Source organism: Sphingobacterium sp. lm-10, from assembly GCF_023554555.1.
Taxonomy (GTDB): domain Bacteria; phylum Bacteroidota; class Bacteroidia; order Sphingobacteriales; family Sphingobacteriaceae; genus Sphingobacterium.
The window spans coordinates 820272-845407 of record NZ_JAMJWC010000002.1; the positions used below are offsets into that span (position 1 = coordinate 820272).

Here is a 25136-nt window from a genome sequence, read left to right on the forward strand (position 1 = left end):
CAGCTGCATTAGGCTTTACTATCCCGTTTATTTTCTTGTAGAGATTGTTTTAAAAACGGATATTCTCTACTTCTGTGGCTGTTTGCTCTACTTTCTCTTTCAGATCCATTTTAAAAGCGATCAATCTTTCGGTAACTTCTGGATTTGCAATAGCCACCATTTGGGCTGCCAGAATTCCCGCATTCTTTGCTGCATTCAATGCAACAGTAGCGACAGGTATGCCATTGGGCATCTGCAAAATTGATAAGATCGAATCCCAGCCATCAATGGAGTTGGATGATTTGACTGGCACGCCAATTACCGGCAAGTGCGTGATAGAAGCTACCATGCCTGGCAGATGTGCTGCGCCACCCGCGCCCGCGATGATTACCTTAAGACCGCGTTCTGCGGCAGCATTTGCGTAGTCAAACATACGCTGAGGCGTACGGTGTGCAGAGACGACCGATACTTCGAAAGGTACGTTTAAATGCTTCAGTACGTCGATAGCATCTTGCATCACAGGAAGGTCGGATTTGCTACCCATGATAATGCCGATTAACGGATTGTTCGTTGTCATTATGCTTTAACTTTTAAAATAGATTGCACTTTGCGCGCATTAGTGATGGCCGTTTCGCGGTCTGCATGCACGATACATACGTGTCCCATTTTGCGAAAAGGTTTTGTTATTTTTTTGCCGTACAGATGCAAATACACACCATCGATACTTAATACATCTTCTACTCCCTCGTACTTTGCCAAGCCATCGTATCCATCTTCTCCCAGCACATTGACCATCACCGCATGATTGATCGTCGACGTATCGCCTAGTGGCAAGTTAAAAATCGCACGCAAGTGCTGGTTAAATTGTGAGGTCACATTTCCTTCAATAGTTTGGTGACCACTATTATGGGGTCTTGGAGCCAATTCGTTTACGAGGATTTCTCCAGTTTTAGTGAGAAACATCTCTACTGCCAAAACACCAACGATCTGCAGATCATGTGCAATTTTCTTGGCAATCTCTTCCGCTTCCGTCTGTATTTCGTTGGAATACGTGGAAGGAGATATTAGGAATTCGACCAAATTGGCCTGTGGATTAAACTCCATCTCTACCATCGGAAAGGTAGATACATCTCCCTGATCGTTACGCGCAACAATGATGGCTATTTCTTTCTCGAAGTCTACCATCTTTTCGATAATGGAAGGTTCGTTAAAAGCCGTTTCATAATCTGAAGCGCTGTTTATTTTCTTTACACCTTTTCCATCATAGCCGTCTTTACGTAGTTTTTGTATGTACGGGAATGACCAATCTATTTGACGCAAGCCTTCGTTGGCAGATACAAATTGAAAGGGTGCTGTAGGAATATCATTCTGTTTGAAGAATTGTTTTTGTAGGCCTTTGTCCTGAATTAAGCGGATAACCCGTGATTGCGGGTAGACCACGACGCCTTCATCTTCTAATTTTTCTAAGGCGTCTACATTCACTTTTTCGATTTCGATAGTGATCAAATCTAGACCTTTACCGAAGTTGTACACGGTGTCGAAGTCGGCAAGGGAGCCTACTTCAAAGTGGTTACAGAGTCGTTTGCAAGGGGCATTCTGGTCAGGATCCAACACGTGAATGTTCACGTTGTAATTAATCGCGTCTTGGATAAGCATACGGCCTAATTGGCCACCGCCCAGAATACCCAAACGTAAGTCCCCATAAAAATCTTTTCCCATATTATGTATTTAATACTGCTTGCGGGAAGATATTATCCCTGAGCAGATTTTCCTTTTCTATTATTTTCTGTAATTCTAAAAATGCACCAATCAATGCCTCTGGCCTCGGCGGACAGCCTTGTACATACACATCTACTGGGATGATCTTGTCCACTCCCTTTACCACGTGATAACCATGCTGCCAGTAGGGACCACCACAATTAGAACATGACCCCATCGAGATAACGTACCTGGGTTCAGGCATTTGTTCGTACAATTTTTTGATTCGGTCAGCCATTTTAAATGTAACGGTACCGGCAATAATCATCACGTCAGATTGACGTGGTGAGGGCCGAGGGAATACGCCTAAGCGATCCAGATCATAATTGGCGGCCATGGCCCCCATCATTTCTATGGCACAGCAGGCGATCCCGAAGCTGAGTGGCCAAAGAGAAGATAGCCGAGCCCAATTTAATAGGTCGTCCATCTTGGCGATCATTACACCGCCCTGTTGTCCTGCTTGCTCCATATGATGCGTTAATCTTTGGCTTTTCTAAATCTTGGTGTAAAACCAGGCTTAGTAGATGCCGTCTTTTCTGTTTCTGTAATCACGGTTGCTGTGCTCTCTAAGATATGTTGCTGATGGCTGCGTACCACATACTTTTTCTGATTGATGGACTCATAAGCCGATGCCGGTATAGGGACATCAACATGAGGAACCTGTGTCTTAGGTCTTATCCAGTTGAGATCTCCATTTTTCCAAACGTAAATTAACCCAACGACTAAAATACCAATAAAGATCGCCATTTCAATCAAAGTAAACCATCCCCATCTTCCGTCCCAAGCGATGAACTCTGCATTCCCGAAGACAGTAGCCCAAGGGAAAATAAAAATCAGTTCTACATCAAATAGCAGGAAAATAAGCGCAACTACATAGAATCGAGGATTGAATTGAACCCAAGCCGTTCCTAAGGCCTCTTCACCACATTCGTACGTACTTAATTTTATAGGATTAGGTTTTTTTGGCGAAATCAGCTTCGCGGTAAAGATCGTACCACACACCAAAATAAGTCCTACTATCGCAAGAGATAGTATTTTCCCATATTCCGATAACTGTGCGGGGTCATCCATAGCACAAAGTTAAGGAAAATGTACCTGTCCAAGAAATAAAAGAAATCTATCCGATCACCATTAAAATGGTTTGCCTGGAGATTTGGGCATATTGCGCATCATCTTAGACATCATGCCCGGGTTAGACATTTGTTTCATTACCTTACGCATATCTCCGAATTGCTTCATCAACTTATTGACTTCGTCAATATTTGTTCCTGAACCTTTAGCAATACGAACGCGTCTTTTTTGATCAATGACATCTGGGTTTTGACGTTCGTAAGGTGTCATGGAATCGATGATTGCTTCAATAGGTTTGAAGGCATCGTCTTCAATCTCGATGTCTTTAATGGCTTTACCCACACCTGGAATCATGCCCATCAGATCTTTCATATTACCCATTTTTTTGATCTGCTGTATCTGGGATTTAAAGTCATTGAAGTCGAACTTGTTTTTGCGGATTTTCTTTTGAAGTTCTGCCGCTTCTTTTTCATCAAATTGCTGCTGCGCACGCTCTACTAAAGAGACCACGTCGCCCATACCCAAGATACGGGAAGCCATGCGATCTGGGTGGAACACATCCAGTGCTTCCATCTTCTCGCCAGTACCGATAAATTTGATCGGTTTGTTTACAACAGATTTGATCGATAGCGCCGCACCACCGCGCGTATCACCATCTAACTTAGTCAATACAACACCGGTGAAGTCCAAGCGATCGTTAAATGCTTTGGCTGTATTTACCGCATCTTGTCCTGTCATGGAATCCACCACGAACAAAATTTCATGTGGTTGCGTGGCGTCTTTTACCGCGGTGATCTCCTTCATCAACGCTTCGTCGATCGCTAAGCGACCGGCCGTATCAATGATGACTACATTGTTGCCATTGCGTTTTGCTTCTTCAACACCAGCTACAGCGATAGCAATTGGATCTTCGGAAGCACGATCTACATAGACAGGAACACCTACTTGCTGTCCCAATACTTCTAACTGATCGATTGCCGCTGGGCGATACACGTCTCCAGCTACCAATAAAGGTTTTTTACCTTTGTTTTCGCGTAAGAAATTTGCTAGTTTACCAGAGAAGGTCGTTTTACCGGCACCATTCAATCCAGCGATTAATATGACAGTAGGATTTTTTGTAATCTCTAATTCAGTAACGGAACCACCCATGAGGTTGGTTAGTTCGTCGCTCATAATCTTGGTCAGTAACTGACCAGGGGAGATGCTCGTTAATACATTTTGACCTAATGCTTTTGTTCTTACCTCGTCCGTGAAAGATTTAGCCGTTTTGTAGTTCACATCGGCATCTAACAATGCTTTCCGGATCTCTTTCATGGTCTCTGCCACGTTGATTTCCGTAATGTTACCTTGTCCTTTAAGGACTTTAAACGCTCTGTCTAATTTGTCTTGTAAGTTTGAAAACATAATCCTGTATTATCCGCAATATGATACGTAGCGCAAAGCTACAAAAAAAGCCGGAGCTCTGCCCCGGCTTTGTAATTTTTTAAAAATGCTACTTGCTTAATCTCTACGTCCGAAAAGGATGTATGCGTAGTATAGTAAGGTAGCTAATGAAGCTAGTGCAGCGACTACATAGGTCATTGCTGCCCACTTTAGCGCATCTTTTGCACCATCATGTTCCTCTGTGCTATGTGTAATCTGCGCGCTATCTAACCAAGCCAAAGCACGGTTCGAAGCGTCGAACTCCACTGGAAGTGTAATAAAGCTAAACAATGTTGTTAAAGCTAACGCACCCACACCGATAGCTAGTACCCAGATATTTCCGGAGAATGCCATGAGTAAAATACCACCCAACAGTACCCAGGTAGTCATTCGTGAAGCGATACTTACGATTGGCACCATTGCCGACCGGAATTGTAGCCAAGAGTATGCTGTAGCATGCTGTACCGCATGGCCACATTCGTGAGAAGCAACTGCTGCTGCCGCTACGCTACGGCCATTATATACTTCAGGGCTCAAGTTTACGGTTTTATTCGCCGGATTATAGTGATCCGTCAGTTGACCTTCTACCGAAATAATCTCTACATCTGTCAGTCCGTTATCACGAAGCATTTTTTCAGCCACCTCAGCACCAGATAGACCCGATGTTAAAGGGGTTTCTGAGTATTTCTTAAACTTACTTTTGAATCGATATTGTACGATCCAACTGATTACGGCGATTCCTATAAAAATAATCCAATACATATTCTTCTATCTTGATGTTTAGTGATCTTTAATCAAAAAATATTCCAATTCCTCGATTAAGCTAAATATAGCATTTATGTCTTGTTTAATTTTTAAAGTACTGCAAAAATGACAGGGATATTGTTATCCGGCTAAATTACGCTGCACATAGTCATAGCTCTTCTTTATGCTTTCGAATTTGTCGGGCATGTAAATTTCATCTTGTTCTACAAAAGCATATTTCAAACCTGACTGCTCATCAAAACGGATGATATTCGCAAAATCAATACTTCCTGATCCTACTTCTGTGTATTTGATTTGTTTGAAGATTTCTTCCAGTTGCATCGGCTCCCGTTTACCAGTACGTGGATTGGCTTGTGGTACTTCCAGTGGGTCGCTAAAATTACGATCCATATCTTTGATATGCCACATTGGAAATCTGTTAGGATATTTTTCAAAGTATGTTTGTGGTTTTTCACCGGCTTTTACGGTCCAATAAATATCCAGCTCAAAGTCTACGAGTTCCGGGTCGGTAAAAGCAATCAGAATATCCAATCCTTTGGTGCCATTGCCAAATGGTCTGAATTCCCAAAAATGATTGTGATACGCCATTTTAATTCCTGCTTTCTTGGACAATTCACCAGCCGCGTTTAACTGCTCCGCAAAATATTGGTAATCGGATGCCGTTAAGCCATTCAGATCGTTCATCGGAGGTACTGGTGCCACGATGTATTTTTGGTCCAGGGTATGTGCGATCTCTATATATTTATCTAGGTCTTCGGGTTGCGTACTGCCCTTGGTGAAATAGTTGGTCAAATCGTAATGTCCACTATGTGTTTTCAGATTATTGTCTTTCAGAATCTTTGTGAGATCGGCGAGCGGCAATCCCCAAAAACTGTTGTTTTCGGTGTTTACACCAAATGTTTCAACATGTTTATAGCCTATCTTTCCGACATTCTCTAACACCATCTTCGCATCTTGAGCAAGCAAGTCACGGAGGGTGAATAATTGAATTCCGATGTTTTTGAAAGGAGAGCCAGTAGTATCATCTGAAGAGCTACAGGATAGCCAATGTGGCGCCAACGCTGCTGCGGCTAAGCCGAGGCCAGAATGGCGTAAGAAATTTCTTCGATTAATAGATTTCATGTTATCTGCTTGTGTTGGGTTTATATTTTCGTGGTTCTATCAAAAATAAAAAAAGGATTTCTATAAACTAGAAATCCTTTTTTTATTTTTTAGAAAAGACTGAATGCCTAAACCGTCATGACGTCTTTCTCTTTTAATTCTGCTAGTTGATCCACTTTGACAATATAGCTGTCTGTCAGTTTCTGCACTTCTGCTTCGCCTGTTTTTATTTCATCTTCGGAAACGCCGTCATTTTTCAACTTTTTGATTGACTCATTGGCGTCCTTGCGGATGTTGCGGATCGCAATACGACCGCGTTCGGCTTCTTCTTTCACCTTTTTAACCAAATCTCTTCTTCTTTCCTCGGTAAGTGCAGGAACTGCCAAACGGATGACAATACCATCATTTTGAGGATTCAGTCCTAAGTTAGCATCAACAATCGCTTTCTCAATAGCGCCAATCAGCGATTTTTCCCACGGCTGAATTACAATCGTACGCGCATCCGGCGTGTTGACGTTACTTACTTGTGCCAATGGTGTAGCGGAGCCGTAATAATCTACAGAAACGCCATCTAGCATGCCTGGAGTTGCTTTTCCAGCACGAATTTTTGTCAATTCATTTTCGGTATGTGCTACCGATTTATTCATGCCGTCTTTACAGTCGTCTAGTTCGAGAGAAATTAACTCATTCATATCTTGATAATCTTTATTAACTAACTATTGTGCCGATATCTTCCCCTTCAGCCAATTTTTTTAGGTTTCCTGATTTGTTCATGTCGAAAACAATGATGGGAAGATTGTTTTCCTGACATAGCGTGAATGCAGTCATATCCATCACATTCAATCCTTTCTCATAAACTTCTGTAAATGAGATTTGTTCGAATTTCTGTGCATTTGGATCTTTTTCTGGATCGGCGGTATAGATACCATCCACCCGCGTACCTTTTAGTACAGCGTCGGCGTTAATCTCGATTGCACGTAGAGAAGCCGCTGTATCCGTGGTGAAATAGGGGTTTCCAGTCCCGGCTCCGAAGATCACTACGCGACCTTTTTCCAGGTGGCGAACTGCTCGGCGACGGATAAAAGGTTCGCAGATCTGCTCCATTTTGATGGCAGTCAGCAAGCGGGTTTTCATACCATTTTTTTCCAGCGCATCTTGCAGTGCCATACTGTTGATCACTGTGGCCAGCATGCCCATATAATCTGCCTGTACTCGATCCATTCCAGCTTGTTCTGCGCTTAGCCCGCGATGAATGTTGCCACCACCGATTACGATAGCGACCTCAAGTCCCATGCTATGAATTTCCTGAATTTCTTTGGCGTATTGTTGGACACGATTGATATCAATACCGTAGCTTTGCTCTCCCATCAAAGCTTCTCCACTTAGTTTTAGTAGGATCCGTTTGTATTTCATATGTGTTTTTTGGAGTGTTTCCAAAAGCCAAATATAAGACAATTTTGTCGGCCAGCTACGTTTATTCTGCTTTTTTCACACGCGCTATCACCTCATCGTAGAAACGCTCGTAATGAGGAACGATTTTGCAGATCTTGAAATCCTCTGCTCTAGCGAGTGCATTTTCCTTGAATTGTGCTAATATCGCATTATCTTCTAGAATGGAAATACCTTGTTTTGCCATATTTTCTACATCGCCTACGTCACTCATATATCCACTGAAGCCATCGATGTTTAACTCTGGTAAACCGCCCGTGTTGGAGGAGATTACGGGCACCTTGCAAGCCATTGCTTCTAATGCTGCTAGTCCAAAGCTTTCGGAGCCGGACGGCATCAAGAATAGATCGGCAATGGAAAGTATTTCTTCAATAGCATCCTGCTTGCCCAAGAACCGTACATGATCCCACACGTTTAGCTGACGAGCTAGCTCTTCCGAATTTCTTCTGTCAGGACCATCGCCCACCATTAACAGTTTGCTTGGAATCTTTTGATTTATTTTCTCAAAAATCCGAATGACATCGCCTGTGTTCTTTACCTTCCGAAAGTTGGAGGTGTGTACTACTATCCGCTCGTCGTTAGGTGCAATCGCTTTCTTGAAATGCTCGTGATTTTTGCTGTGAAACCTGTTAAGGTCAATAAAATTCGGAATTACTTCAATGTGGTTGGTGACGTCAAAGTACTCCAGTGTTTGCTGTTTCAGGTTATCTGATACGGTCGTGACACCATCCGATTGATTGATAGAGAAGGTCACCACCGGGCTAAAACTTTTGTCTTTTCCGACCAAAGTGATATCCGTGCCGTGCAAGGTGGTTACTACTGGTATATGGATGCCGTAAGTAGCCAAAATCTGTTTTGCCATAAAAGCTACTGACGCGTGGGGAATAGCATAATGCACATGAAGTAAATCCAGTTTTTCATAACGCACAACATCTACCAGCTTGCTGGCTAATGCGGTTTCATAGGGTGCATAATCAAAAAGTGGATATTGAGACATGGCTACCTCATGATAAAAGAGATTCTCCGAGAAGAAATCCAATCGCGCGGGTTGACTATACGTAATAAAATGGATTTCATGTCCGCTGGAAGCCAATGCTTTACCCAGTTCAGTAGCGACTACACCACTACCGCCAAAGGTAGGGTAACAAACTATTCCTATTTTCATCTATTGATTTCGTCTTCCTTTAATTAAACTTTTTCAGGTAGATGCGCCTCTGGGTCTTACTTTTAGCAGTTGATATTACGAGTGCTTTCCTGATGCGGTAAAGATAAGGAGGGTTTTATAATTGTTTTGCAATAATTCAGTTGCGAAATGTTATTTTCTGACTAGGAAACAATTGAGACTTGCAAAAGATATGTTGTTGAAAACAACCTGCTTTGGACTTGCTAGCTTAAAAATGCCAATATTCTTTTGTAATTTGCTGTTAAGTTGTTTACCCTAAGTCATTTCATGGGGAAAATAATTGTTGATTAGCACAGCGAAAAGATTATTCCATTTATTACGTAATCGTAAACAACGAGTTAGATTTGATTTTTTTACTACATTATATTAGATAGAAATTATGATTTTAGAAGTAGCTGTATTACAAATTATAGCGGGTGAGCAGGCCAATTTTGAAAGAGATTACCAAACGGCTTGCCAATATATTAGTGCAAGTAAAGGGTATATCACGCATTCACTTCGCAAGTGCATAGAGAAGGATAATCAATATATCCTGTTGGTCGAGTGGGAAACTTTGGAAGATCATACCATCGGTTTTAAAGAATCTCCATTATTCAAAGAATGGGAAAAATTATTACACCATTACTACGATCCATTCCCAACGGTGGAGCATTACGAAGTGTTAAAATAGCAGCTTTTTCTTCTTTCTGCGGATAATCTAGTATTTTTGTAGATATTTTATTCGACTTTTAACCGCTATACGTCTAACGACTTTATAGCATTAAACGGCATCACATGTATACAAAAGAAAAAGCAACGGTCAATAGTTTCACGGTAGATCATACCAAATTGAAGCAAGGAATTTATGCGAAAGCTTCTCCTACCGATAGTACTAAGCTAGAAACTTACACGACGTACGACATTCGTATGATCAGACCAAATTCTCCTGAACGCATGTTGTCACCCGAAGTAATGCATACGTTGGAACATTGTTTCGCAACGGAGATCAGGACTATTTTAGGTGATGAAGTAATCTATGTTGGTCCTATGGGATGTTGTACAGGTTTTTATGTGGTACTGGCTGGCATAGATCGTACGCCGCAACAAGTAGCTGAACTGATGCAAGAGGTATTAGAAATCGTATTGGAGGAGGGCTATGAAGTGCCGTTCCAAAATCCGATTAGTTGTGGAAATTATACCTTCATGGATTTTCCTGCATCGAAAGAAGCTGCTAAGAATTATTTGAACCTAATCAAGGCAGGAGAGTTAGCATTTGAGTACCCATATATTCAAGAAAATTAAATGATCCTTAACAAGGATATTAAAACAATTATCTTGGTAGCTAATAAGCATGAGCTATCGTTTACCGCGACTAATGAATCCATCTTCATACACGAAATAGGGGTAGGAAAGGTCAATGCGTTATTGTCGCTAGCTACGTTGTATGAAGATATTAAGGTGTTGGATATTGCGCCTATTCTTCTGAATGTGGGTACGGTTGGCTCTACTAGGTACCCGGTTGGGCATGTACTGTATCCAGCATACTATGCGCAAGGAGATGCCTATACGGATGGCTTTTTCTTAGAAAATACCTTATTTCTTAAGGGGCAAGGAGTTATTGAATCCATACCACTAGATGAATTTCCGTATCAGGAAGCGCTGTTAACCTCTGATCGTTTTATTAACGTAAACACCGCTTTTTACGAGGATATCAGGCAATTTAATCCATTAGCATTTGATATGGAATCGTATGCACTAGCCAATTTTTGTTTTCAAAAAAACCTGCCGTTTCACAGCATCAAAATTGTTTCAGACAATTGTGATGGTACGGTGAAAGATTGGGAAAGCATTCTTGGTGAAATTTCAGGAAGATTGGGCGACATATTGGATCAATTTATGAAATCACTAAAAAAGGAAAAAGCAGCAATGCCCAATCCTGTCTCTTAGAATGCATCATTCGATAATGCGGAGTGCGGTATCGTAATTTCGTGATATAGGAGGCTATTCAGTAACGCGGAATAATTATACGTACATAAAATGGATAAAGAGTGGCTCTCAAACGAAATTTGGTTTAAAACAGCTCGCTCTGGTGGTGCTGGCGGGCAGCATGTTAACAAGGTAGAGAGCAAAGTAATGCTATTTTGGGATGTGAAGAATTCCAGGTATTTTGAAGACCATCAGAAAAATACTCTTCTATCCCGATTGGGAAATAGGATATCGAATGATGGCGTACTATTATTAGAATCTTCACAAAGCAGAAGCCAGCTAGAGAATAAAGAGGATGTGACCCAACGGTTCTTCGTGTTGCTGGAAGAAGCACTTAAACCCGTCAAGAAACGTATCCCAACTAGAATTCCCAAATCCAAAGTCCTCAAGCGATTGGATCGAAAGAAGAAACAATCAGAGAAAAAGAAACAACGAAAACGTTACGACCTGTAATAATATTCTCTTCATTAGGACGTTATTGTTTTGTCTGACAGCGAATAGCTACGATAAAACTAACCTAATTTTGAATAAATGCGCGTATTTTCTATTTTTCTTCTTGCCAGTTTTCTAGGATTTTTCTTCGCTTCGTGCAGAAGTTACCAGTTTTCAGAACATGGTTTTATGGTAGAAAATGATCCAAACTATCACAACGTACGAAGTCATTTGAGTGTGGCTGCCAATGCAGACAGAACCACGATGAATACCGAGTTGAATCCGGAAAGCGCTCGCGCTTTAAAGTCTTTTGGCCTGAAGCCGAAAAATGTGGAAGTGCTTTTTATGACTCATCTGCCTACAGACAGTCTAGTGGAAGTAGTGGCATGGCAGGCAGAAGAGAGCGCGCGGTCTTTCCGAGGCTATCTATCTCAAACATCTAAAGCAAACCGTTATTTGTACAAGAAAAAACAGCATAAAGGCAAAGAGCTCGTGCATGTAGTTTACGAATCGCTCGTTGGCCCACAGGTTGGATTTATTTTCAATAGTCCAAATGCGTTAAATGAGGCCGAGATCAATCGATTTTTAACACAAGATGTAAGGTTTAGCCACGAGCTATTTCCAGATCTTACCGAAATAGCATGCCTCTCCGGTGAGCAGGTTGGTTGGGGCATCGATATCCCGGCGGATTTGGTACGTAGTGAACATACTTTGCTGAAAATCTATCAAGTAGGAGAGCAGGATGAGAAGTTGGTTTTTTACACCTTGCGTCATCCTGACGAGTTTTATTATATCGCATTTTCTGTGTGCAAGGATGCCACCTACCGGGCTGTCTACAGCGATCTTCGACATAGGGAAACCTGGTCAACGACCATGCACACGGATGAGATCATCGAGCAAGATCGTTTATTGATGGAGAGTATGGGGTATCAGTAGTTGGTGCATTTATCCAATAAAAAGCCCTGTTTGCTTTAGCATCAGGATACTAGAACAAACAGGGCTACCATTTTAGCCTTTAAAAAACATTTTTACTCTGTTATCCCTTCTAACTTAAATAGGAAGGCATACTCCAGCGCAAGATCCTTGAGGTAGTCAAATCTACCGGAAGCGCCACCATGGCCATACTCCATGTCGGTTTTAAGCAATACGACGTTGTCACCCTTCTTCGTGGCGCGCAGCTTCGCTATCCATTTCGCTGGTTCAAAATACTGCACCTGGCTATCATGTAGTCCAGTAGTCACCAGCAGGTTCGGATATTCCTTCGCCTCGATATTCTCATAAGGCGAATAGGATTTCATGTAGCGGTAAGCGGCTTCCTCGTTCGGATTTCCCCATTCATCGTATTCATTCGTCGTCAGCGGGATCGTTTCGTCCAGCATCGTAGTGACCACATCCACGAATGGTACGGCAGCGATAACGCCATTCCATAATTTGGGCGCCATATTAATGATGGCACCCATTAATAAGCCTCCGGCACTGCCGCCTTCTGCATACAGATGGGCGGAAGAAGTGAATTTTTGGTCGATCAAGTATTTCCCACAATCAATGAAGTCGGTAAAGGTGTTTTTCTTATTCATCATTTTACCATCTTCATACCATTGACGTCCCATTTCTTCGCCGCCACGAATATGTGCAATCGCAAATGCAAAACCCCGATTCAATAAACTCAAGCGGGTAGAGCTAAATGTCGGATCCATAGACGCGCCATACGAACCGTATGCATATAATAATAAAGGCGCTTGTCCATTCTGCTTAAAGCCTTTTTTATACACCATGGAGATCGGCACCTTCGTGCCATCAGTCGCGGTCGCAAACAGTCGTTTGGTTTCATATTGATTGGCGTCGTAACCGCCCAATACCTCTTGCTGTTTTTTTAGCTCTTTCTCTTTACTACGCATGTTATAATCGTAGGTGGAATTGGGTGTCACCAAAGAGGTGTATCCATACCTTAAGATTTCGCTATTGTATTCCGCATTCGTTCCCGCATACACGGTGTAGGTTTCTTCCCCAAAATCCAGATAGTGTTGTGTGCCTGCCTTAAGATCGTGCACGGCCAACTGAGATAACCCGTTCTTCCTTTCGGATACCACCATAAAATCTTTGAATTCTTCCACTCCCTCCACGAGCACATCATTTCGGTGTGGTATCAGCGGTTTCCAGTTGGTTTTTTCGGTCTTATCCAACGGAGTTTCCATGACTTTGAAATTCTTTGCATTTTCATTGGTTACCACAATAAATTTGTCTTCCAACGGTGTTACACTATACAAAACATCCTTCTGGCGTGGTTGGAAAACTTTAAACGTTCCTTGTGGTGAGCCAGACTCCAAATAGCGCACTTCGGAACTCAATGTACCACCCGAATAAATGAGTAGGTAAGCCCCATTTTTAGATTTGGATACACCAATATAATTGGTTTTATCCTTTTCCTCATAGACTACGATATCTGCCGTTTCGGCCGTGCCCAGGGTATGTCTTTTGATCTTTTCGGAAAGTAAGGTTTTTGGGTTCTGAGCAGTATAGAAAACCGTTTTATTGTCGGCGGCCCATACCATATTGCCCGATGTGCGTGCTATCCGATCCGTATAGACTTCGCCCGTAGTAAGATTCTTGATCTGAACCGTGTACTCTCTGCGAGATACGGTGTCTACTGCGTAAGCCAACAGGTTGTTGTCCGGACTGATTGATGTGCCGCCCACCGCGTAGTACGCGTGGCCTTCGGCCATTTTATCTACATCCAACAGTATTTCTTCCTTGGCATCCAGCGACCCTTTTTTTCGGCACAATTTGTAATACTGCTTGCCTTCATCCGTACGGCGATAATAATAGTAACCATCTTTCAGATAAGGCACACTCTCATCCGCTTCTTTGATCCGGCCTTTCAGCTCTTTAAACAAAGACTCCTGAAACCCTTCGGTATCCTTCATCATCGCTTGGGTATAGGTGTTTTCTGCGTTTAAGTACGCGACAACCTTGGTCGAGTCCGGACCTTCTTTAAAATAGTCATTCAACCAATAGTAGTTGTCGATTACCGTATCGCCATGGATAATACGGGTGTAGGGATTGACATCCGCGACGGGTGCTTCTACATTGCTGGGCCATTGTGGCGCGCTTTTCTTTTCTTCCTGTGTTCCGCAGGATCCTGCGATAATTGTAAGTGCAATCAAACCAAATGATGTTTTAAATTTCATATGCCTCCGTTTAAGATAACATTGTTGTGGTATACCGATTTATTTTCCACCTTCGGTGAATGAAATACAAAGCGGCTGACGCTAAGCATCTACATAACTTTCGGCGTGCATTAAAATTAATGGAAAAAAATCATTTTTAAACTATTTAACAGTCCTCGCTACAATATTGCATTATCTTTGTTTATACACGTAACAAAACACTAAAACACACAGATGAATAAAATAAACAAAGCATTACTCTATCTCGCATTGGGAATATTCCCTTATGCCGGTATCGCTCAGGATAAGGATACGCCACCAGCTAACTGGTATAACCTCGACTTTCAGAAAGATGGGATTATGGGGATAAGTACGGAGAAGGCGTATGAGTTTTTAAAGAGTAAAACCGCGAAGCCCGTCGTCGTAGCCGTATTGGACGGTGGAGTTGATGTGGAACACGAAGACCTTAAAGAGGTGTTATGGGTCAATCCAAAAGAAAAAGCAGGCAGCACAAAAGATAATGATGGCAATGGTTACATCGGGGATGTGTATGGATGGAATTTCTTAGGGAACGCGAACGGAGAAAACGTTGATCAGGACAATTTGGAGGTCACTCGTCTGATTCGTAAGTATGAGCCCAAATACATTTCCGTTTTGCCAAGTACCCGTCTTTCGGAAGCCGAGCGTCGCGAATTTGTGGCTTACCAGGGTATGATTGGTGATTATACTTCTAAAATGGAAGAAGCACAGTTTGGTGCTACAAACTATACCCGTCTCAAAGAGGATATTGATGGATTGATTGCCAGTATTGGCAAGGAACCCAAAGATATTACTAAAGCGGATCTGGATAAAATAACGCCAAGCAATGACCGCCAGAAGATGGCCGTTCGGATTATCAAAAAAGAATTGGAAAAGGATCCTTTTGAAAAATTCTATGATAGCCTTACTGAAGGTGTGGAATACTACCAAGAGCAGGTAAATTATCACTTGAATAAGGAATTTAATCCAAGAACAATCATTGGTGATAATTATGACGATGCCAGTGAGCGCTATTATGGTAATCCCGATGTGAAAGGGCCAGATGCCGGACATGGTACGCATGTAGCAGGCATTATCGGCGCAAAGCGTGGCAACAATATCGGTATTGATGGTGTGGCAAACCATGTGCAAATTATGTCGGTACGTACCGTACCTAATGGAGATGAGCATGATAAGGATGTGGCTAATGCCATCCGTTATGCGGTAGATAATGGTGCCCGGATTATCAACATGAGTTTCGGAAAAGCGTATGCATACAATAAGCAAACGGTGGACGATGCGGTTAAATATGCTGAATCTAAAGATGTCTTATTGGTGCATGCTGCCGGTAATGATGGTGCCGATGTAGATGTCACAAAAAACTATCCGATGAAATATTACACCGACAGTTTAGGGTCGATTCAAGGGGAAGCGAGCAACTGGATTACTGTGGGCGCTACAGGATGGAAACAAGATGCTGATTTGGTTGCTACGTTCTCCAACTATGGATACCGCAGTGTAGACGTTTTTGCGCCAGGTGTAAAAATTAATTCTACGATGCCGGAATCTAAATACAAAGAGCAGCAGGGTACCAGTATGGCTGCGCCGGTGGTAGCTGGATTAGCGGCAATCTTACGTTCTTATTATCCGGATTTAACGGCACCAGAAGTGAAAGATATTATCTTAAAATCGGTCACGAAAGTAGATCAAAAGGTTAAGGTGCCAGGAGAAGGTCGCTCTAGAAAAGCATACCTGGATGAGATCTCTGTGTCTGGAGGTGTTGTTAACGCCTATGAGGCCGTGAAATTGGCGGATGAATTGGCGAGCAAACGATAATTTTTAAAAATTAATCCGAAGGGATACTATTAATGTTTATCTTGCGTTTAGATAGTATATTTTAATTTAAACGCTTATGGTTAAAGTTTTTACAAAAGATGAATCATTAGCTTACCCCGTAGACCGGCAGCCCAAAAAGCTTACTGATGGTCAATTTGAATTAGGCTTGCAGGCAAGCATCAAAAAACTGACTAAAAGTCCAAGCGAAAAGACTATCGAAGCGATTTTGGATTATTCAAAATCCTTACGCAAGCAACAATGATCTAAGAGCCTCAGAATTCCGTTTCTGAGGCTTTTCTTTTTTTCCGAGCGTGCCGATTTTTTTAGTAGATTGGTACTATGCAAAAAATCATATCCATTCTATTCCTCAGTTGTTGTGCCGCTTTTGTAGCCTACGGACAAAAAACGCATGTCGTATTTCAAACCGCTGTTGGGGAGGTAGAAGTCGAACTATTCGATGACACACCGAAGCATCGGGATATGTTTTTGCAGGCGGTGAGGGATAGTGTTTACCATCAAGCCTTGTTCAATCGTGTCATTGCTGGCTTTGTCAATCAGGGCGGCGAGCTAGACGAGCCTATTCTGAAAGAGGAAGCAGACGGTCTGCGCATACGCGAAAGACTGGCTGCCGAAATTTTGCCGCATCACTTCCACTACAAAGGAGCATTAGGTGCTGGTCGTGATGATAACACCGAAAAAGCGTCGTATCTATCACAAATTTATTTTGTAGTTGGGAAGGTGAGTACCCATGCGGAATTGGATGCCTTGGAGAAGGCTAGAGCCGTAAGTATTCCTGCCGAATACCGAGAAATATATACCTCTATAGGCGGTATACCACGTCTGGATGGTGATTATACCATTTTCGGGCAGATCGTTCGTGGGATGGATGTGATGGAGCAGATCAATCAAGTGCCTACCAACTCAGATGATGTGCCTTTGACCCCAATTGCCTTTTCGGTACGTGTTTTGGAAGTACCTACGCAATAACTATGAAAAAACTGGATGTAACACGCCAAGATCACGATACCCTAAGTGAGGCGATAGATTTTTGGGAAACCCGCGGCTATTTGGATCCGCAAAAGGGAACTGAGCTACGCGACTCGCTTGATGTCAAAAGCTTCGACTGGGGTCGGTTGGCTCGTTATGCTTTCTGGGTAGCCTTGGGCTGCTTGGTTTTTGCCGTATTATCGCTTTTTATCGACGAAGCATTTGTACAATTTGTACAAAGCTTATCAGATGCACCCGATGTCATCTACTTTGGTTTCTTTGCAGCATTAGCGGTGATATTCTACGCACTCGGTTTTCGTTACAAATTGCGGAATCCTAATAAGACACTGTCTATTGAGACCATGATGCTGGTCGGCGTATTTGCCACCGCAGCATCCATCGGCTTTCTCGGTAAAATATTGGGGAAAGATACCAGTCATTACTCGGTGTTTTTCTTACTCTCTGTTGTTATATATGGTGTGTTGGCGGTACGGTTTAAGTCACAACTGATTTGGATCTTTATGCTCATTAGCCTAGGTATATGGTTTGGAACGGAGACTGCCCATCACAGTAATTGGGGCTTTAAGTTTTGGGGAATGAACTATCCATTGCGCTTCACCCTGTTCGGACTGGTGATTACGCTCATCGCCATTTTTATCGTTCCACGTATAAAAGCGCTCCTAGAGTTTCGAAAGACGAGCTACGTCGTTGGCTTATTATACCTGATGATCTCGCTATGGGCCTTATCCATCTTTGGAAATTACAGCGATTGGAATCGCTGGGCATCCATCCGACAATACGAAATGTTCTACTGGGGCTTGATCTCTACCGCTATTTCTTTGGGTTTGGTTTTATATGGGCTGCGTTTTAAGGATAATACGACGCGAGAAATTGGTTTTGTATTCTTTATCATCAATGTCTATACGCGTTATGTGGAGTATTTGTGGGATAATATGAATCGTACCCTATTTTTTCTGTTTTTGGCGATTTCTTTTTGGTTAGTAGGGCGATGGGCAGAAAAAATATGGAACAAGCGGAACGCTGATTAGTCTTTCGCTTGTTTCTGCATGGGATGAGAACAGTCGATTTAAACAAAATTGTTTATCTTGCTAGCTGTGAAAATTCCATGTATCTAAATATGATTAAACCTTCTTTATTTTTCAGCTATTTCCTTTTAGCTGTGCTTCATTTAAGCTATGCACAGCAGGTAAAAAAGGGACAAGATTTGCCTTTAATTCCTTACCCGCAATCGGTAACTACGCAGCAAGGCTTTTGGTCTCCAAGTACGGAGTTACTTCAGTATTATAGCGATGATCTTTCCTTCTTTGAGCAGGAAATCAATGTGCTTACCCAGCAGGTATTTGCTGGCAAGACGCTACAACTAGCACGTAACGCCGGTTCTGCACAACTACTTTTGTTGAAAGATGCCGCTATCCAGGCAGAACATTATCATTTAGAAATTACTGAAAAAGGTGTGCGTCTTAGTGCTGGTACGCCGTCGGGTATGTTTTACGGTTTACAATCATTGAATCAATTGATCATAACCGCTAAATCTGACCAAGCACTTGCCTTGCCTTTTATGAAAGTGGAAGACGGTCCAAGTTTTGGGTGGCGTGGTGCTCATCTGGATGTAGCGAGACATTTCTTTTCCAAAGAATACATCTTTCGCTTCATCGACTTGCTCGCCTTGTACAAGTTTAATAAATTCCACTTTCACCTGACGGATGATCAGGGTTGGCGTTTAGAAATTAAGAAATACCCAAAGTTGGCTGAAGTTGGTGGTTGGAGAACCTATAATAACCACGACACCGCGCTATTGGAGAAGGCAAAAACCAATCCGGATTTCGACCTTCCAAAGGAACATCTTCGCGAACGAAATGGTATAACGGAATATGGAGGCTATTACACCCAAGACGATATTCGGGAGATCTTACAGTATGCCCAATCGAGGCATATTGAGGTCATTCCTGAGATAGATATGCCAGGGCATATGTATATGGCTACTAAAGCATATCCTGAGCTACTCTTGGATACCGGAGAAGCAAGTTGGGGGAAAACCTTCTCCACACCAATCTGTCCTTGTAAGGAAGAAGCGTATACTTTTGTAGAGCATGTATTGACAGAGGTGATGGAATTATTTCCAAGTAAATACATTCATATCGGTGCGGACGAGGTGGAGAAAGACAGCTGGGAGAAATCTCCGCTATGCCAAGCGCTCATGAAAGAATTGAATATTACGGATCTCGATGAGTTGCAAAGTTATTTTGTGAACCGGGTCAATACGTTTATCACTAAAAATGGTAAGCAGGCGATTGGCTGGGATGAAGTACTGGATGGGGGAGTAGATACCTCTATGACGGTCATGTACTGGCGAGGATGGGAGAAGGACGCACCGCACAAAGCGGCTTCCCGAGGGCACGATGTGATTATGACACCGACCAATCCTTTGTATTTCGACTTTCTTCCCAATAGCAGCTCGCTAAACAGCGTGTACCATTTCCGTCCTATTCCATCGGATCTTCCGCAACAAGATAAAGCGCGTATCATGGGAGCACAAGCGAATACTTGGACCGAGATGATCCCGTCGGTAGCCCGGTTAGAGTTTATGATTTTACCAAGATTAACCGCATTAGCAGAGCGAGTGTGGACTAATCAGGAATTGTTTGCCTCTTATCAGGAGCGCATCGTGAAACATTACCAGGCTTGGCAACACTTGGGATATAGCTTTCGAATGCCGGATTTATACGGATTTGCCGATCAGCAGGTGATCGTAGATGGCAAGGCTGTGTTGAAAGTAAATAACCCTTTACCATCGGCCAAAGTATATTATACCCTAGATGGAAGCTTGCCGATGCCAACTAGTGCGGTATTGGATGAGGCGCTCGTAGTGCGTGAGCCTAGTCAGATTCGTTTTGCGTCTATCACCGAAAGTGGGGCTAAGAGTGAGCTGTATCAGGTAGACTTTAAAAGAGATAGCTGGAAGAAGCCGGTAAAAGCATCGGTAAAAGGTCGCAAAAATGGTCTGTTGACCCAGTACTACGCCGATAAATTTCCAAAAGTAGCGGCTATACAAGGCGAGGTAGCGCGAGAAGAGGTACTTGCCAATGTGCATATGGAAGACACAATCAGTATGCCTTCGTTTGCTGCCAAGCTCCGCGGTTTTATACGTGCACCAAAAGATGGTATCTATAGTTTCTACTTTACCTGCGACGATGGTGGCGTTTTGAGAATAGCTGATCAAATGGTGGTAGACAATGATGGAAATCATTCACCTATTATGAAGAGTGGACAGATTGCGCTGAAAAAAGGCTTACACGACTTCGCCATTGACTTTATCGAAGCGGGTGGAGGTTTTACTTTAGAACTAAAATATAGTGTAGATGGGGGAGATGTACAACCTATTCCAGACGACTGGTTTTACCAACCTTAAATGGATTGCTATCGTATAGCAAAAGTAAAAGCCCTTGAAGTACTTCAAGGGCTTTTACTTTTATTTACCGATGTGTTGGATTAGCGAACGCCGCCATCTTCTGGAATATCTACGACTAATTTATTGTCGCGATTCACAATATCCCAAGTCGTGTGGAAGATCAGGTGTTCACGCTTAACCATCATTGGGAAGTCGATTTTATCCACGGTGTCTTCCGGAGTATGGTAGTGCGGATGCAAGCCCGAGAAGAAAAATAGCGACGGAATGCCTTTCTTAGCGAAATTATAGTGATCTGAGCGGTAATATAATCTCATAGGATCATTAGGGTCATTGTACATGCCGTCTAGCTCCATGCCCGTATATTGCTCATTGGCTTTTTCTACCAAAGGGTTCAATTCCGAGCTAAGCTTGTTCGTTCCGATCACATGAACATAGTTGTGATTACCTTCCAAGTGCTTATCGTCTATCCGTCCGATCATGTCAATGTTGATACATGCCACGGTGTTTTCCAACGGAAATATTGGGTTTTCTACGTAGTAGTTAGAACCTAATAATCCTTTTTCTTCTGCTGCATACGCAATGAATAAGATACTACGGCGAGGTCCTTTACCTTCTTTTTTTGCTATGGAGAAAGCGCGAGCAATGTCAATTACGGCAACTGTTCCTGTTCCATTATCATCCGCTCCTGGGAAGATCGTTCCATCAGGTAAAATGCCATCGTGATCCCAGTGCCCACCTATAACGACGATTTCGTCTTTAAGATCAGACCCTTCTAGCAATCCCAATACATTCGGATCGTCTAGATCTTCCTGGCTATTGCCCATATCTGCACGCAATTTTGCTTTGATCACGAAAGAGTTTGGCTTTTTAGTGTCCGAGATTTTCTTCTTTACCTGATCCAGATCGGTTTTATTAGATGCTAATAGGCTATTGATCATATCTTCTGTCGCTATCACCATAGGGATGCCGTTATTTACTGCCGGGCTGTCTGCTTTTTTCAAACTAACACGTCCTGAAGTTAATCGACCACCGATGCGAGTCAGGTTTTGAGCCACCTGAGAAGAGGTCGCAATGATCAGTTTTGGGTTTTTCTTCATCAGCTCCTGTAGGCGCTTCAAGCGGCTGCGCGTCCAGTCAGATTCTTTATTTGTACCTGTGATCAGTGAATTTCCAGAGGCATCCTTTGGCTCTCCTTCGTTGATAAATACCACCACTTTACCAGCAATATCAAGACCGTTAAGGTCATTGTATTTTTCATCGGCAATACCGTAGCCAATGAAGATCAACTCATCTGCACTATAGTTTTGAAGGCTATTTTCTCCCTGCACGTAAAAGTCTTTTCCGTAGGTGTAAGATTTTCCAGCGATGCTGAAGTTCTTGACTGCATACACGGACTTTACCAAGCTTACTGGTTGGAAGTAAGAACCGTTTACCGGTTTTATCAACCCAAATTCTTTAAATTGCTGGGCTACGTATTCTGTCGCTTTCTGACCACCAGCTTGACCAGTACCTCGTCCTTCAAATTCTGGAGAAGCTAAAATGGTCAGGTGCTTTTTTGCAAGCTCTTCCGTAATTTCACCAGCGTACTTCTTCTGTGCGGCATCTTGCGCAAACGTGCAGCTCCAAACCGCTGGCACAATAAATAATAGAGAAAGGTATTTTTTCATGTATGATTTCTATTCTTGAGCTCAATACGCTCGGTTTGTTTTCAGGATTGATGCACCGTTTTAGTTGCCAAATGGCAAACTATTTTATCTTCTCTAGCGCTAATTTACTTCACTAAGAACACGCAATTTTGTTCACGCGATTGGCGTGCCTACCGCCTTCAAAATCGGTGGATATAAATGCGGTTACGATTTTCTTGGCTAAATCGGTGTCAATAAAGCGTGCCGGAATACAGATGATATTGGCATCATTGTGCTGCCGAGCCAGCACGGCGATCTCTTCTAACCAAGCGATGGCGGCCCGTATACCTTGATGTTTATTTGCAGTAATAGCAACACCATTGGCGCTGCCGCAAATAAGGATTCCCAGTTCGTTTTCCTGCTTTTCTACGCTGCTGGATACGGGATGTGCAAAGTCTGGGTAATCGACTGAGTCCCCATTGGACGGGCCAAAATCGGCCACGGCATAGCCAGCTTCTTCCAGCATAATGATCAATAATTCCTTATATTCAAATCCTGCGTGGTCGCTGCCAATAGCTATTTTTCTGGACATATTTCTTTAATTGCTGTTTTTGTAAAATTCTTTTTCACGTTGCAATTTGCTCCGTTTTACACTTGCGGATACCGAGATGCTGAGCTCATATAAGATGAACATCGGCGCACTTACCGTGAGCAGCGTGATCACATCCGCCGTAGGCGTAATAATCGCTGCAATGATCAGGATGATGACAATAGCATAGCGTCTGCTCGCACGCATAAATTCTGGCGTCATGATGCCCAACTTGGATAAGATAAAAATCAATATCGGAAGCAGAAAAATCACACCACATCCTAAAGTCAATGTAGCAATGGTAGATAGGTACGAATCGATGGTAATCTGATTGGTAATCTCTTCACTTAAAGAGACATTGGCCAGAAAGTTAACGGAGAGCGGCACCACGATATAGTAACCGAATAATGCACCTACGATAAATAGAATCGTGGCATAGAAGACAAAGCCTTGTGCACCCTTGCGCTCCACATCTGTTAGAGCAGGTTTTACAAACAGCCATACCTCGAAGAGGAGGTAGGGAAAGCCGAGGGCGACTGCCATGAGCAAGCAGGAGTTTATCTGTAACATGAACTGCCCAGCCAACTCGGTGTTGATAATATTGAAGGGAATCCGCTCGACACAGAAACCATCGAGATTGAGCAAGTCACCGACCTTACACATCATTCTGTACGTCCAAAAATCTAAATTTTTGGGTCCCATAATGATGTCGTTAAATACGAAATCATAGAATGTGAATGCTAGAATGGCAAACACTGCAATGGCTAGTACAGAGCGAATAAGATGCCATCTCAAGACTTCTATATGTTCAAAAAAAGACATTTCTGCCTCTATGCTCTTTCCTTTATTTTTTAATGCCTCGAGAAGTTTTACGTTTTTATTTGACATGCAGTTATGTTATTCAAGACTAGTATAAACAAAAATACCATTCTTCCCTCGAAGAATGGTATTTTTTTTTCTTTGTAACGTAGTCTTTAGGATTGCGATTCGTCGACGTATTCCGTTAGATCGAATGTTTCCATAAACTTAGTGGTGAAGTTTCCTGCACGGAAGTTTGGATCACGCATCAGACGAAGATGCAACGGGATGGTTGTTTTGATCCCTTCGATCACAAATTCACTCAAGGCACGCTCCATCGTATTCAACGCTTCTTCACGGGTCTGAGCCGTACAAATTAGCTTTGCGATCATGGAATCGTAATTAGGTGGAATAGTGTAGCCTGCATACACATGTGTGTCTACACGTACGCCATGTCCGCCTGGTGAATGGAAGTTCGTAATCTTACCTGGTGAAGGACGGAAATTATTGAATGGATCTTCAGCGTTGATACGGCACTCAATGGCATGCATTTTTGGCTCGTAACTTTTTCCGGAAATCGGAATTCCTGCCGCTACTTTTATTTGTTCTTTGATCAAGTCGAAGCTGATGACTTCTTCGGTTACAGGATGCTCCACCTGAATACGGGTGTTCATCTCCATAAAATAGAAGTTGCGGTGCTTGTCTACCAAAAATTCAATGGTACCTGCTCCTTCGTATTTCACGGCCATCGCACCTTTGATTGCTGCTTCGCCCATTTTGGCGCGCAAATCAGGTGTGATAAACGGAGAAGGTGCCTCTTCTACTAATTTTTGGTGTCTACGTTGGATAGAACAGTCACGCTCTGAAAGGTGACACACTTTACCATATTGATCTCCAATTACCTGAATCTCAATGTGTCTTGGTTCTTCTACGTATTTCTCCAGGTACATACCGTCGTTTCCGAAAGCAGCCGCCGATTCTTGACGTGCCGAATCCCAGTTAGACTCAAACTCCTCGTCTTTCCAGATAATACGCATTCCGCGGCCACCACCACCTGCTGTTGCTTTGATGATAACAGGGTAGCCGATTTCATTGGCCAATTGTATACCGGTTTTTACATCCGGAAGTAAACCTACCGAGCCGGGTACCGTGGGTACTCCTGCTGCTTTCATGGTAGCTTTAGCGGATGCTTTGTCGCCCATTTTCTCGATCTGATCTGCGGTAGCACCGATGAATTTGATGCCGTACTCTGCGCAAATCGCAGAAAACTTGGCGTTTTCAGACAAAAAGCCGTATCCTGGATGAATAGCATCTGCATTGGTAAGCTCGGCAGCCGAGATAATATTTGGAATATTTAAATAGGAATCCTTACTGGCCGGCGGGCCGATACATACCGCTTCGTCCGCAAATCGTACATGTAAACTATCTCTATCGGCAGTAGAATATACTGCCACACTTTGAATGCCCATTTCACGACATGTGCGGATAATGCGAAGTGCTATTTCTCCCCGGTTGGCAATCAGTATTTTTTTAAACATAAATTCTTGATAAAGTAAACAAT

At 42.8% G+C, this 25136-nt stretch carries 25 protein-coding genes; 10 read left to right on the forward strand and 15 right to left on the reverse strand.

The genetic code is table 11. The features are described 5' to 3' along the window. Positions 1-49: 49 nt before the first annotated feature. The 10 genes from purE to bshA form a co-directional block, all read right to left on the reverse strand. On the reverse strand, positions 50-556 hold the full coding sequence (purE, locus tag M8998_RS13630; protein WP_249993753.1) for a 5-(carboxyamino)imidazole ribonucleotide mutase: 507 nt from the start codon (positions 554-556) through the stop codon (positions 50-52). Continuing rightward, entirely contained in the window at positions 556-1698 is a 1143-nt protein-coding gene (locus M8998_RS13635) for a 5-(carboxyamino)imidazole ribonucleotide synthase (protein WP_249993754.1), read from the reverse strand. The genes purE and M8998_RS13635 overlap by 1 nt, the downstream gene beginning before the upstream one ends. Position 1699: 1 nt before the next feature. Further along, on the reverse strand, positions 1700-2206 hold the full coding sequence (locus tag M8998_RS13640; protein WP_249993755.1) for an NADH-quinone oxidoreductase subunit B: 507 nt from the start codon (positions 2204-2206) through the stop codon (positions 1700-1702). 8 nt (positions 2207-2214) lie between these two features. Continuing rightward, the gene (locus M8998_RS13645; RefSeq protein WP_249993756.1) at positions 2215-2808 is read right to left on the reverse strand and encodes an NADH-quinone oxidoreductase subunit A; all 594 of its coding nucleotides are present in this window, start codon (positions 2806-2808) and stop codon (positions 2215-2217) included. A 60-nt stretch (positions 2809-2868) separates the two neighbouring features. Next, positions 2869-4212, reverse strand: a complete 1344-nt coding sequence (gene ffh / locus M8998_RS13650; RefSeq protein WP_249993757.1) for a signal recognition particle protein — start codon at positions 4210-4212, stop codon at positions 2869-2871. Between the two features lie 96 nt (positions 4213-4308). Beyond that, positions 4309-4992 carry a zinc metallopeptidase gene (locus M8998_RS13655; protein ID WP_249993758.1) on the reverse strand — a complete coding sequence of 228 codons (684 nt, stop codon included), beginning with the start codon at positions 4990-4992 and terminating at the stop codon, positions 4309-4311. A gap of 123 nt (positions 4993-5115) precedes the next feature. Continuing rightward, complete coding sequence (locus tag M8998_RS13660) at positions 5116-6117, reverse strand: sugar phosphate isomerase/epimerase family protein (RefSeq protein WP_249993759.1); 1002 nt, start codon at positions 6115-6117, stop codon at positions 5116-5118. A gap of 107 nt (positions 6118-6224) precedes the next feature. Beyond that, positions 6225-6788 carry a ribosome recycling factor gene (gene frr, locus M8998_RS13665; protein ID WP_249993760.1) on the reverse strand — a complete coding sequence of 188 codons (564 nt, stop codon included), beginning with the start codon at positions 6786-6788 and terminating at the stop codon, positions 6225-6227. A 16-nt stretch (positions 6789-6804) separates the two neighbouring features. Further along, the gene (pyrH, locus tag M8998_RS13670) at positions 6805-7509 is read right to left on the reverse strand and encodes a UMP kinase (protein WP_249993762.1); all 705 of its coding nucleotides are present in this window, start codon (positions 7507-7509) and stop codon (positions 6805-6807) included. A gap of 61 nt (positions 7510-7570) precedes the next feature. Further along, entirely contained in the window at positions 7571-8710 is a 1140-nt protein-coding gene (gene bshA, locus M8998_RS13675) for an N-acetyl-alpha-D-glucosaminyl L-malate synthase BshA (protein WP_249993764.1), read from the reverse strand. A gap of 397 nt (positions 8711-9107) precedes the next feature. On the opposite strand from bshA, the gene M8998_RS13680 reads away from it, so the two are divergent. From M8998_RS13680 to M8998_RS13700, 5 genes are all read left to right on the forward strand, one after another. Continuing rightward, the gene (locus M8998_RS13680) at positions 9108-9398 is read left to right on the forward strand and encodes an antibiotic biosynthesis monooxygenase family protein (protein ID WP_249993765.1); all 291 of its coding nucleotides are present in this window, start codon (positions 9108-9110) and stop codon (positions 9396-9398) included. A gap of 104 nt (positions 9399-9502) precedes the next feature. After that, positions 9503-10009 carry an S-ribosylhomocysteine lyase gene (locus M8998_RS13685; protein WP_249993766.1) on the forward strand — a complete coding sequence of 169 codons (507 nt, stop codon included), beginning with the start codon at positions 9503-9505 and terminating at the stop codon, positions 10007-10009. After that, a complete protein-coding gene (locus M8998_RS13690) occupies positions 10010-10654 on the forward strand; it encodes a 5'-methylthioadenosine/S-adenosylhomocysteine nucleosidase family protein (RefSeq protein WP_249993768.1) in 645 nt (214 codons plus the stop codon). A gap of 90 nt (positions 10655-10744) precedes the next feature. Next, entirely contained in the window at positions 10745-11146 is a 402-nt protein-coding gene (arfB, locus tag M8998_RS13695) for an alternative ribosome rescue aminoacyl-tRNA hydrolase ArfB (protein ID WP_249993769.1), read from the forward strand. A 78-nt stretch (positions 11147-11224) separates the two neighbouring features. Next, positions 11225-12061, forward strand: coding sequence for a hypothetical protein (locus tag M8998_RS13700; protein WP_249993771.1), 837 nt, complete (start codon positions 11225-11227; stop codon positions 12059-12061). A 92-nt stretch (positions 12062-12153) separates the two neighbouring features. Here the strand turns inward: M8998_RS13700 and M8998_RS13705 are convergent, their stop codons facing one another. Continuing rightward, positions 12154-14313 (reverse strand): S9 family peptidase, encoded by a 2160-nt coding sequence (locus M8998_RS13705; RefSeq protein WP_249993772.1) that lies wholly within the window; start codon positions 14311-14313, stop codon positions 12154-12156. Between the two features lie 213 nt (positions 14314-14526). Here M8998_RS13705 and M8998_RS13710 point away from each other — a divergent pair, with 213 nt between their 5' ends. The 5 genes from M8998_RS13710 to M8998_RS13730 all read left to right on the forward strand — a co-directional run bounded on the left by M8998_RS13710 (position 14527) and on the right by M8998_RS13730 (position 20563). Next, a complete protein-coding gene (locus M8998_RS13710; RefSeq protein WP_249993774.1) occupies positions 14527-16146 on the forward strand; it encodes a S8 family peptidase in 1620 nt (539 codons plus the stop codon). Between the two features lie 76 nt (positions 16147-16222). Further along, the gene (locus tag M8998_RS13715) at positions 16223-16408 is read left to right on the forward strand and encodes a hypothetical protein (RefSeq protein WP_116776158.1); all 186 of its coding nucleotides are present in this window, start codon (positions 16223-16225) and stop codon (positions 16406-16408) included. 77 nt (positions 16409-16485) lie between these two features. Next, positions 16486-17133, forward strand: coding sequence for a peptidylprolyl isomerase (locus M8998_RS13720; RefSeq protein ID WP_249993775.1), 648 nt, complete (start codon positions 16486-16488; stop codon positions 17131-17133). Between the two features lie 2 nt (positions 17134-17135). After that, positions 17136-18182: a DUF2157 domain-containing protein gene (locus M8998_RS13725; RefSeq protein WP_249993776.1), complete on the forward strand. Its 1047-nt coding sequence runs from the start codon at positions 17136-17138 to the stop codon at positions 18180-18182. Positions 18183-18271: 89 nt separating this feature from the next. Next, positions 18272-20563, forward strand: a complete 2292-nt coding sequence (locus tag M8998_RS13730) for a family 20 glycosylhydrolase (protein WP_249993778.1) — start codon at positions 18272-18274, stop codon at positions 20561-20563. A gap of 80 nt (positions 20564-20643) precedes the next feature. Here the strand turns inward: M8998_RS13730 and M8998_RS13735 are convergent, their stop codons facing one another. The 4 genes from M8998_RS13735 to accC form a co-directional block, all read right to left on the reverse strand. After that, positions 20644-22230 carry a M28 family peptidase gene (locus M8998_RS13735; RefSeq protein WP_249993779.1) on the reverse strand — a complete coding sequence of 529 codons (1587 nt, stop codon included), beginning with the start codon at positions 22228-22230 and terminating at the stop codon, positions 20644-20646. A gap of 112 nt (positions 22231-22342) precedes the next feature. Further along, positions 22343-22780: a ribose 5-phosphate isomerase B gene (gene rpiB / locus M8998_RS13740; protein ID WP_249993780.1), complete on the reverse strand. Its 438-nt coding sequence runs from the start codon at positions 22778-22780 to the stop codon at positions 22343-22345. Positions 22781-22786: 6 nt separating this feature from the next. Continuing rightward, positions 22787-23665, reverse strand: a complete 879-nt coding sequence (tatC, locus tag M8998_RS13745; RefSeq protein ID WP_249993781.1) for a twin-arginine translocase subunit TatC — start codon at positions 23663-23665, stop codon at positions 22787-22789. Positions 23666-23751: 86 nt separating this feature from the next. Then, a complete protein-coding gene (gene accC / locus M8998_RS13750) occupies positions 23752-25113 on the reverse strand; it encodes an acetyl-CoA carboxylase biotin carboxylase subunit (RefSeq protein WP_249993783.1) in 1362 nt (453 codons plus the stop codon). Between the last annotated feature and the right edge of the window lie 23 nt (positions 25114-25136).

Bases quoted from the DNA above. Each gene is read 5' to 3' on its own strand.
- purE (WP_249993753.1), bottom strand. From the start codon at position 556: ATGACAACGAACAATCCGTTAATCGGCATTATCATGGGTAGCAAATCC.
- M8998_RS13635 (WP_249993754.1), bottom strand. From the start codon at position 1,698: ATGGGAAAAGATTTTTATGGGGACTTACGTTTGGGTATTCTGGGCGGT.
- M8998_RS13640 (WP_249993755.1), bottom strand. From the start codon at position 2,206: ATGGAGCAAGCAGGACAACAGGGCGGTGTAATGATCGCCAAGATGGAC.
- M8998_RS13645 (WP_249993756.1), bottom strand. From the start codon at position 2,808: ATGGATGACCCCGCACAGTTATCGGAATATGGGAAAATACTATCTCTT.
- ffh (WP_249993757.1), bottom strand. From the start codon at position 4,212: ATGTTTTCAAACTTACAAGACAAATTAGACAGAGCGTTTAAAGTCCTT.
- M8998_RS13655 (WP_249993758.1), bottom strand. From the start codon at position 4,992: ATGTATTGGATTATTTTTATAGGAATCGCCGTAATCAGTTGGATCGTA.
- M8998_RS13660 (WP_249993759.1), bottom strand. From the start codon at position 6,117: ATGAAATCTATTAATCGAAGAAATTTCTTACGCCATTCTGGCCTCGGC.
- frr (WP_249993760.1), bottom strand. From the start codon at position 6,788: ATGAATGAGTTAATTTCTCTCGAACTAGACGACTGTAAAGACGGCATG.
- pyrH (WP_249993762.1), bottom strand. From the start codon at position 7,509: ATGAAATACAAACGGATCCTACTAAAACTAAGTGGAGAAGCTTTGATG.
- bshA (WP_249993764.1), bottom strand. From the start codon at position 8,710: ATGAAAATAGGAATAGTTTGTTACCCTACCTTTGGCGGTAGTGGTGTA.
- M8998_RS13680 (WP_249993765.1), top strand. From the start codon at position 9,108: ATGATTTTAGAAGTAGCTGTATTACAAATTATAGCGGGTGAGCAGGCC.
- M8998_RS13685 (WP_249993766.1), top strand. From the start codon at position 9,503: ATGTATACAAAAGAAAAAGCAACGGTCAATAGTTTCACGGTAGATCAT.
- M8998_RS13690 (WP_249993768.1), top strand. From the start codon at position 10,010: ATGATCCTTAACAAGGATATTAAAACAATTATCTTGGTAGCTAATAAG.
- arfB (WP_249993769.1), top strand. From the start codon at position 10,745: ATGGATAAAGAGTGGCTCTCAAACGAAATTTGGTTTAAAACAGCTCGC.
- M8998_RS13700 (WP_249993771.1), top strand. From the start codon at position 11,225: ATGCGCGTATTTTCTATTTTTCTTCTTGCCAGTTTTCTAGGATTTTTC.
- M8998_RS13705 (WP_249993772.1), bottom strand. From the start codon at position 14,313: ATGAAATTTAAAACATCATTTGGTTTGATTGCACTTACAATTATCGCA.
- M8998_RS13710 (WP_249993774.1), top strand. From the start codon at position 14,527: ATGAATAAAATAAACAAAGCATTACTCTATCTCGCATTGGGAATATTC.
- M8998_RS13715 (WP_116776158.1), top strand. From the start codon at position 16,223: ATGGTTAAAGTTTTTACAAAAGATGAATCATTAGCTTACCCCGTAGAC.
- M8998_RS13720 (WP_249993775.1), top strand. From the start codon at position 16,486: ATGCAAAAAATCATATCCATTCTATTCCTCAGTTGTTGTGCCGCTTTT.
- M8998_RS13725 (WP_249993776.1), top strand. From the start codon at position 17,136: ATGAAAAAACTGGATGTAACACGCCAAGATCACGATACCCTAAGTGAG.
- M8998_RS13730 (WP_249993778.1), top strand. From the start codon at position 18,272: ATGATTAAACCTTCTTTATTTTTCAGCTATTTCCTTTTAGCTGTGCTT.
- M8998_RS13735 (WP_249993779.1), bottom strand. From the start codon at position 22,230: ATGAAAAAATACCTTTCTCTATTATTTATTGTGCCAGCGGTTTGGAGC.
- rpiB (WP_249993780.1), bottom strand. From the start codon at position 22,780: ATGTCCAGAAAAATAGCTATTGGCAGCGACCACGCAGGATTTGAATAT.
- tatC (WP_249993781.1), bottom strand. From the start codon at position 23,665: ATGTCAAATAAAAACGTAAAACTTCTCGAGGCATTAAAAAATAAAGGA.
- accC (WP_249993783.1), bottom strand. From the start codon at position 25,113: ATGTTTAAAAAAATACTGATTGCCAACCGGGGAGAAATAGCACTTCGC.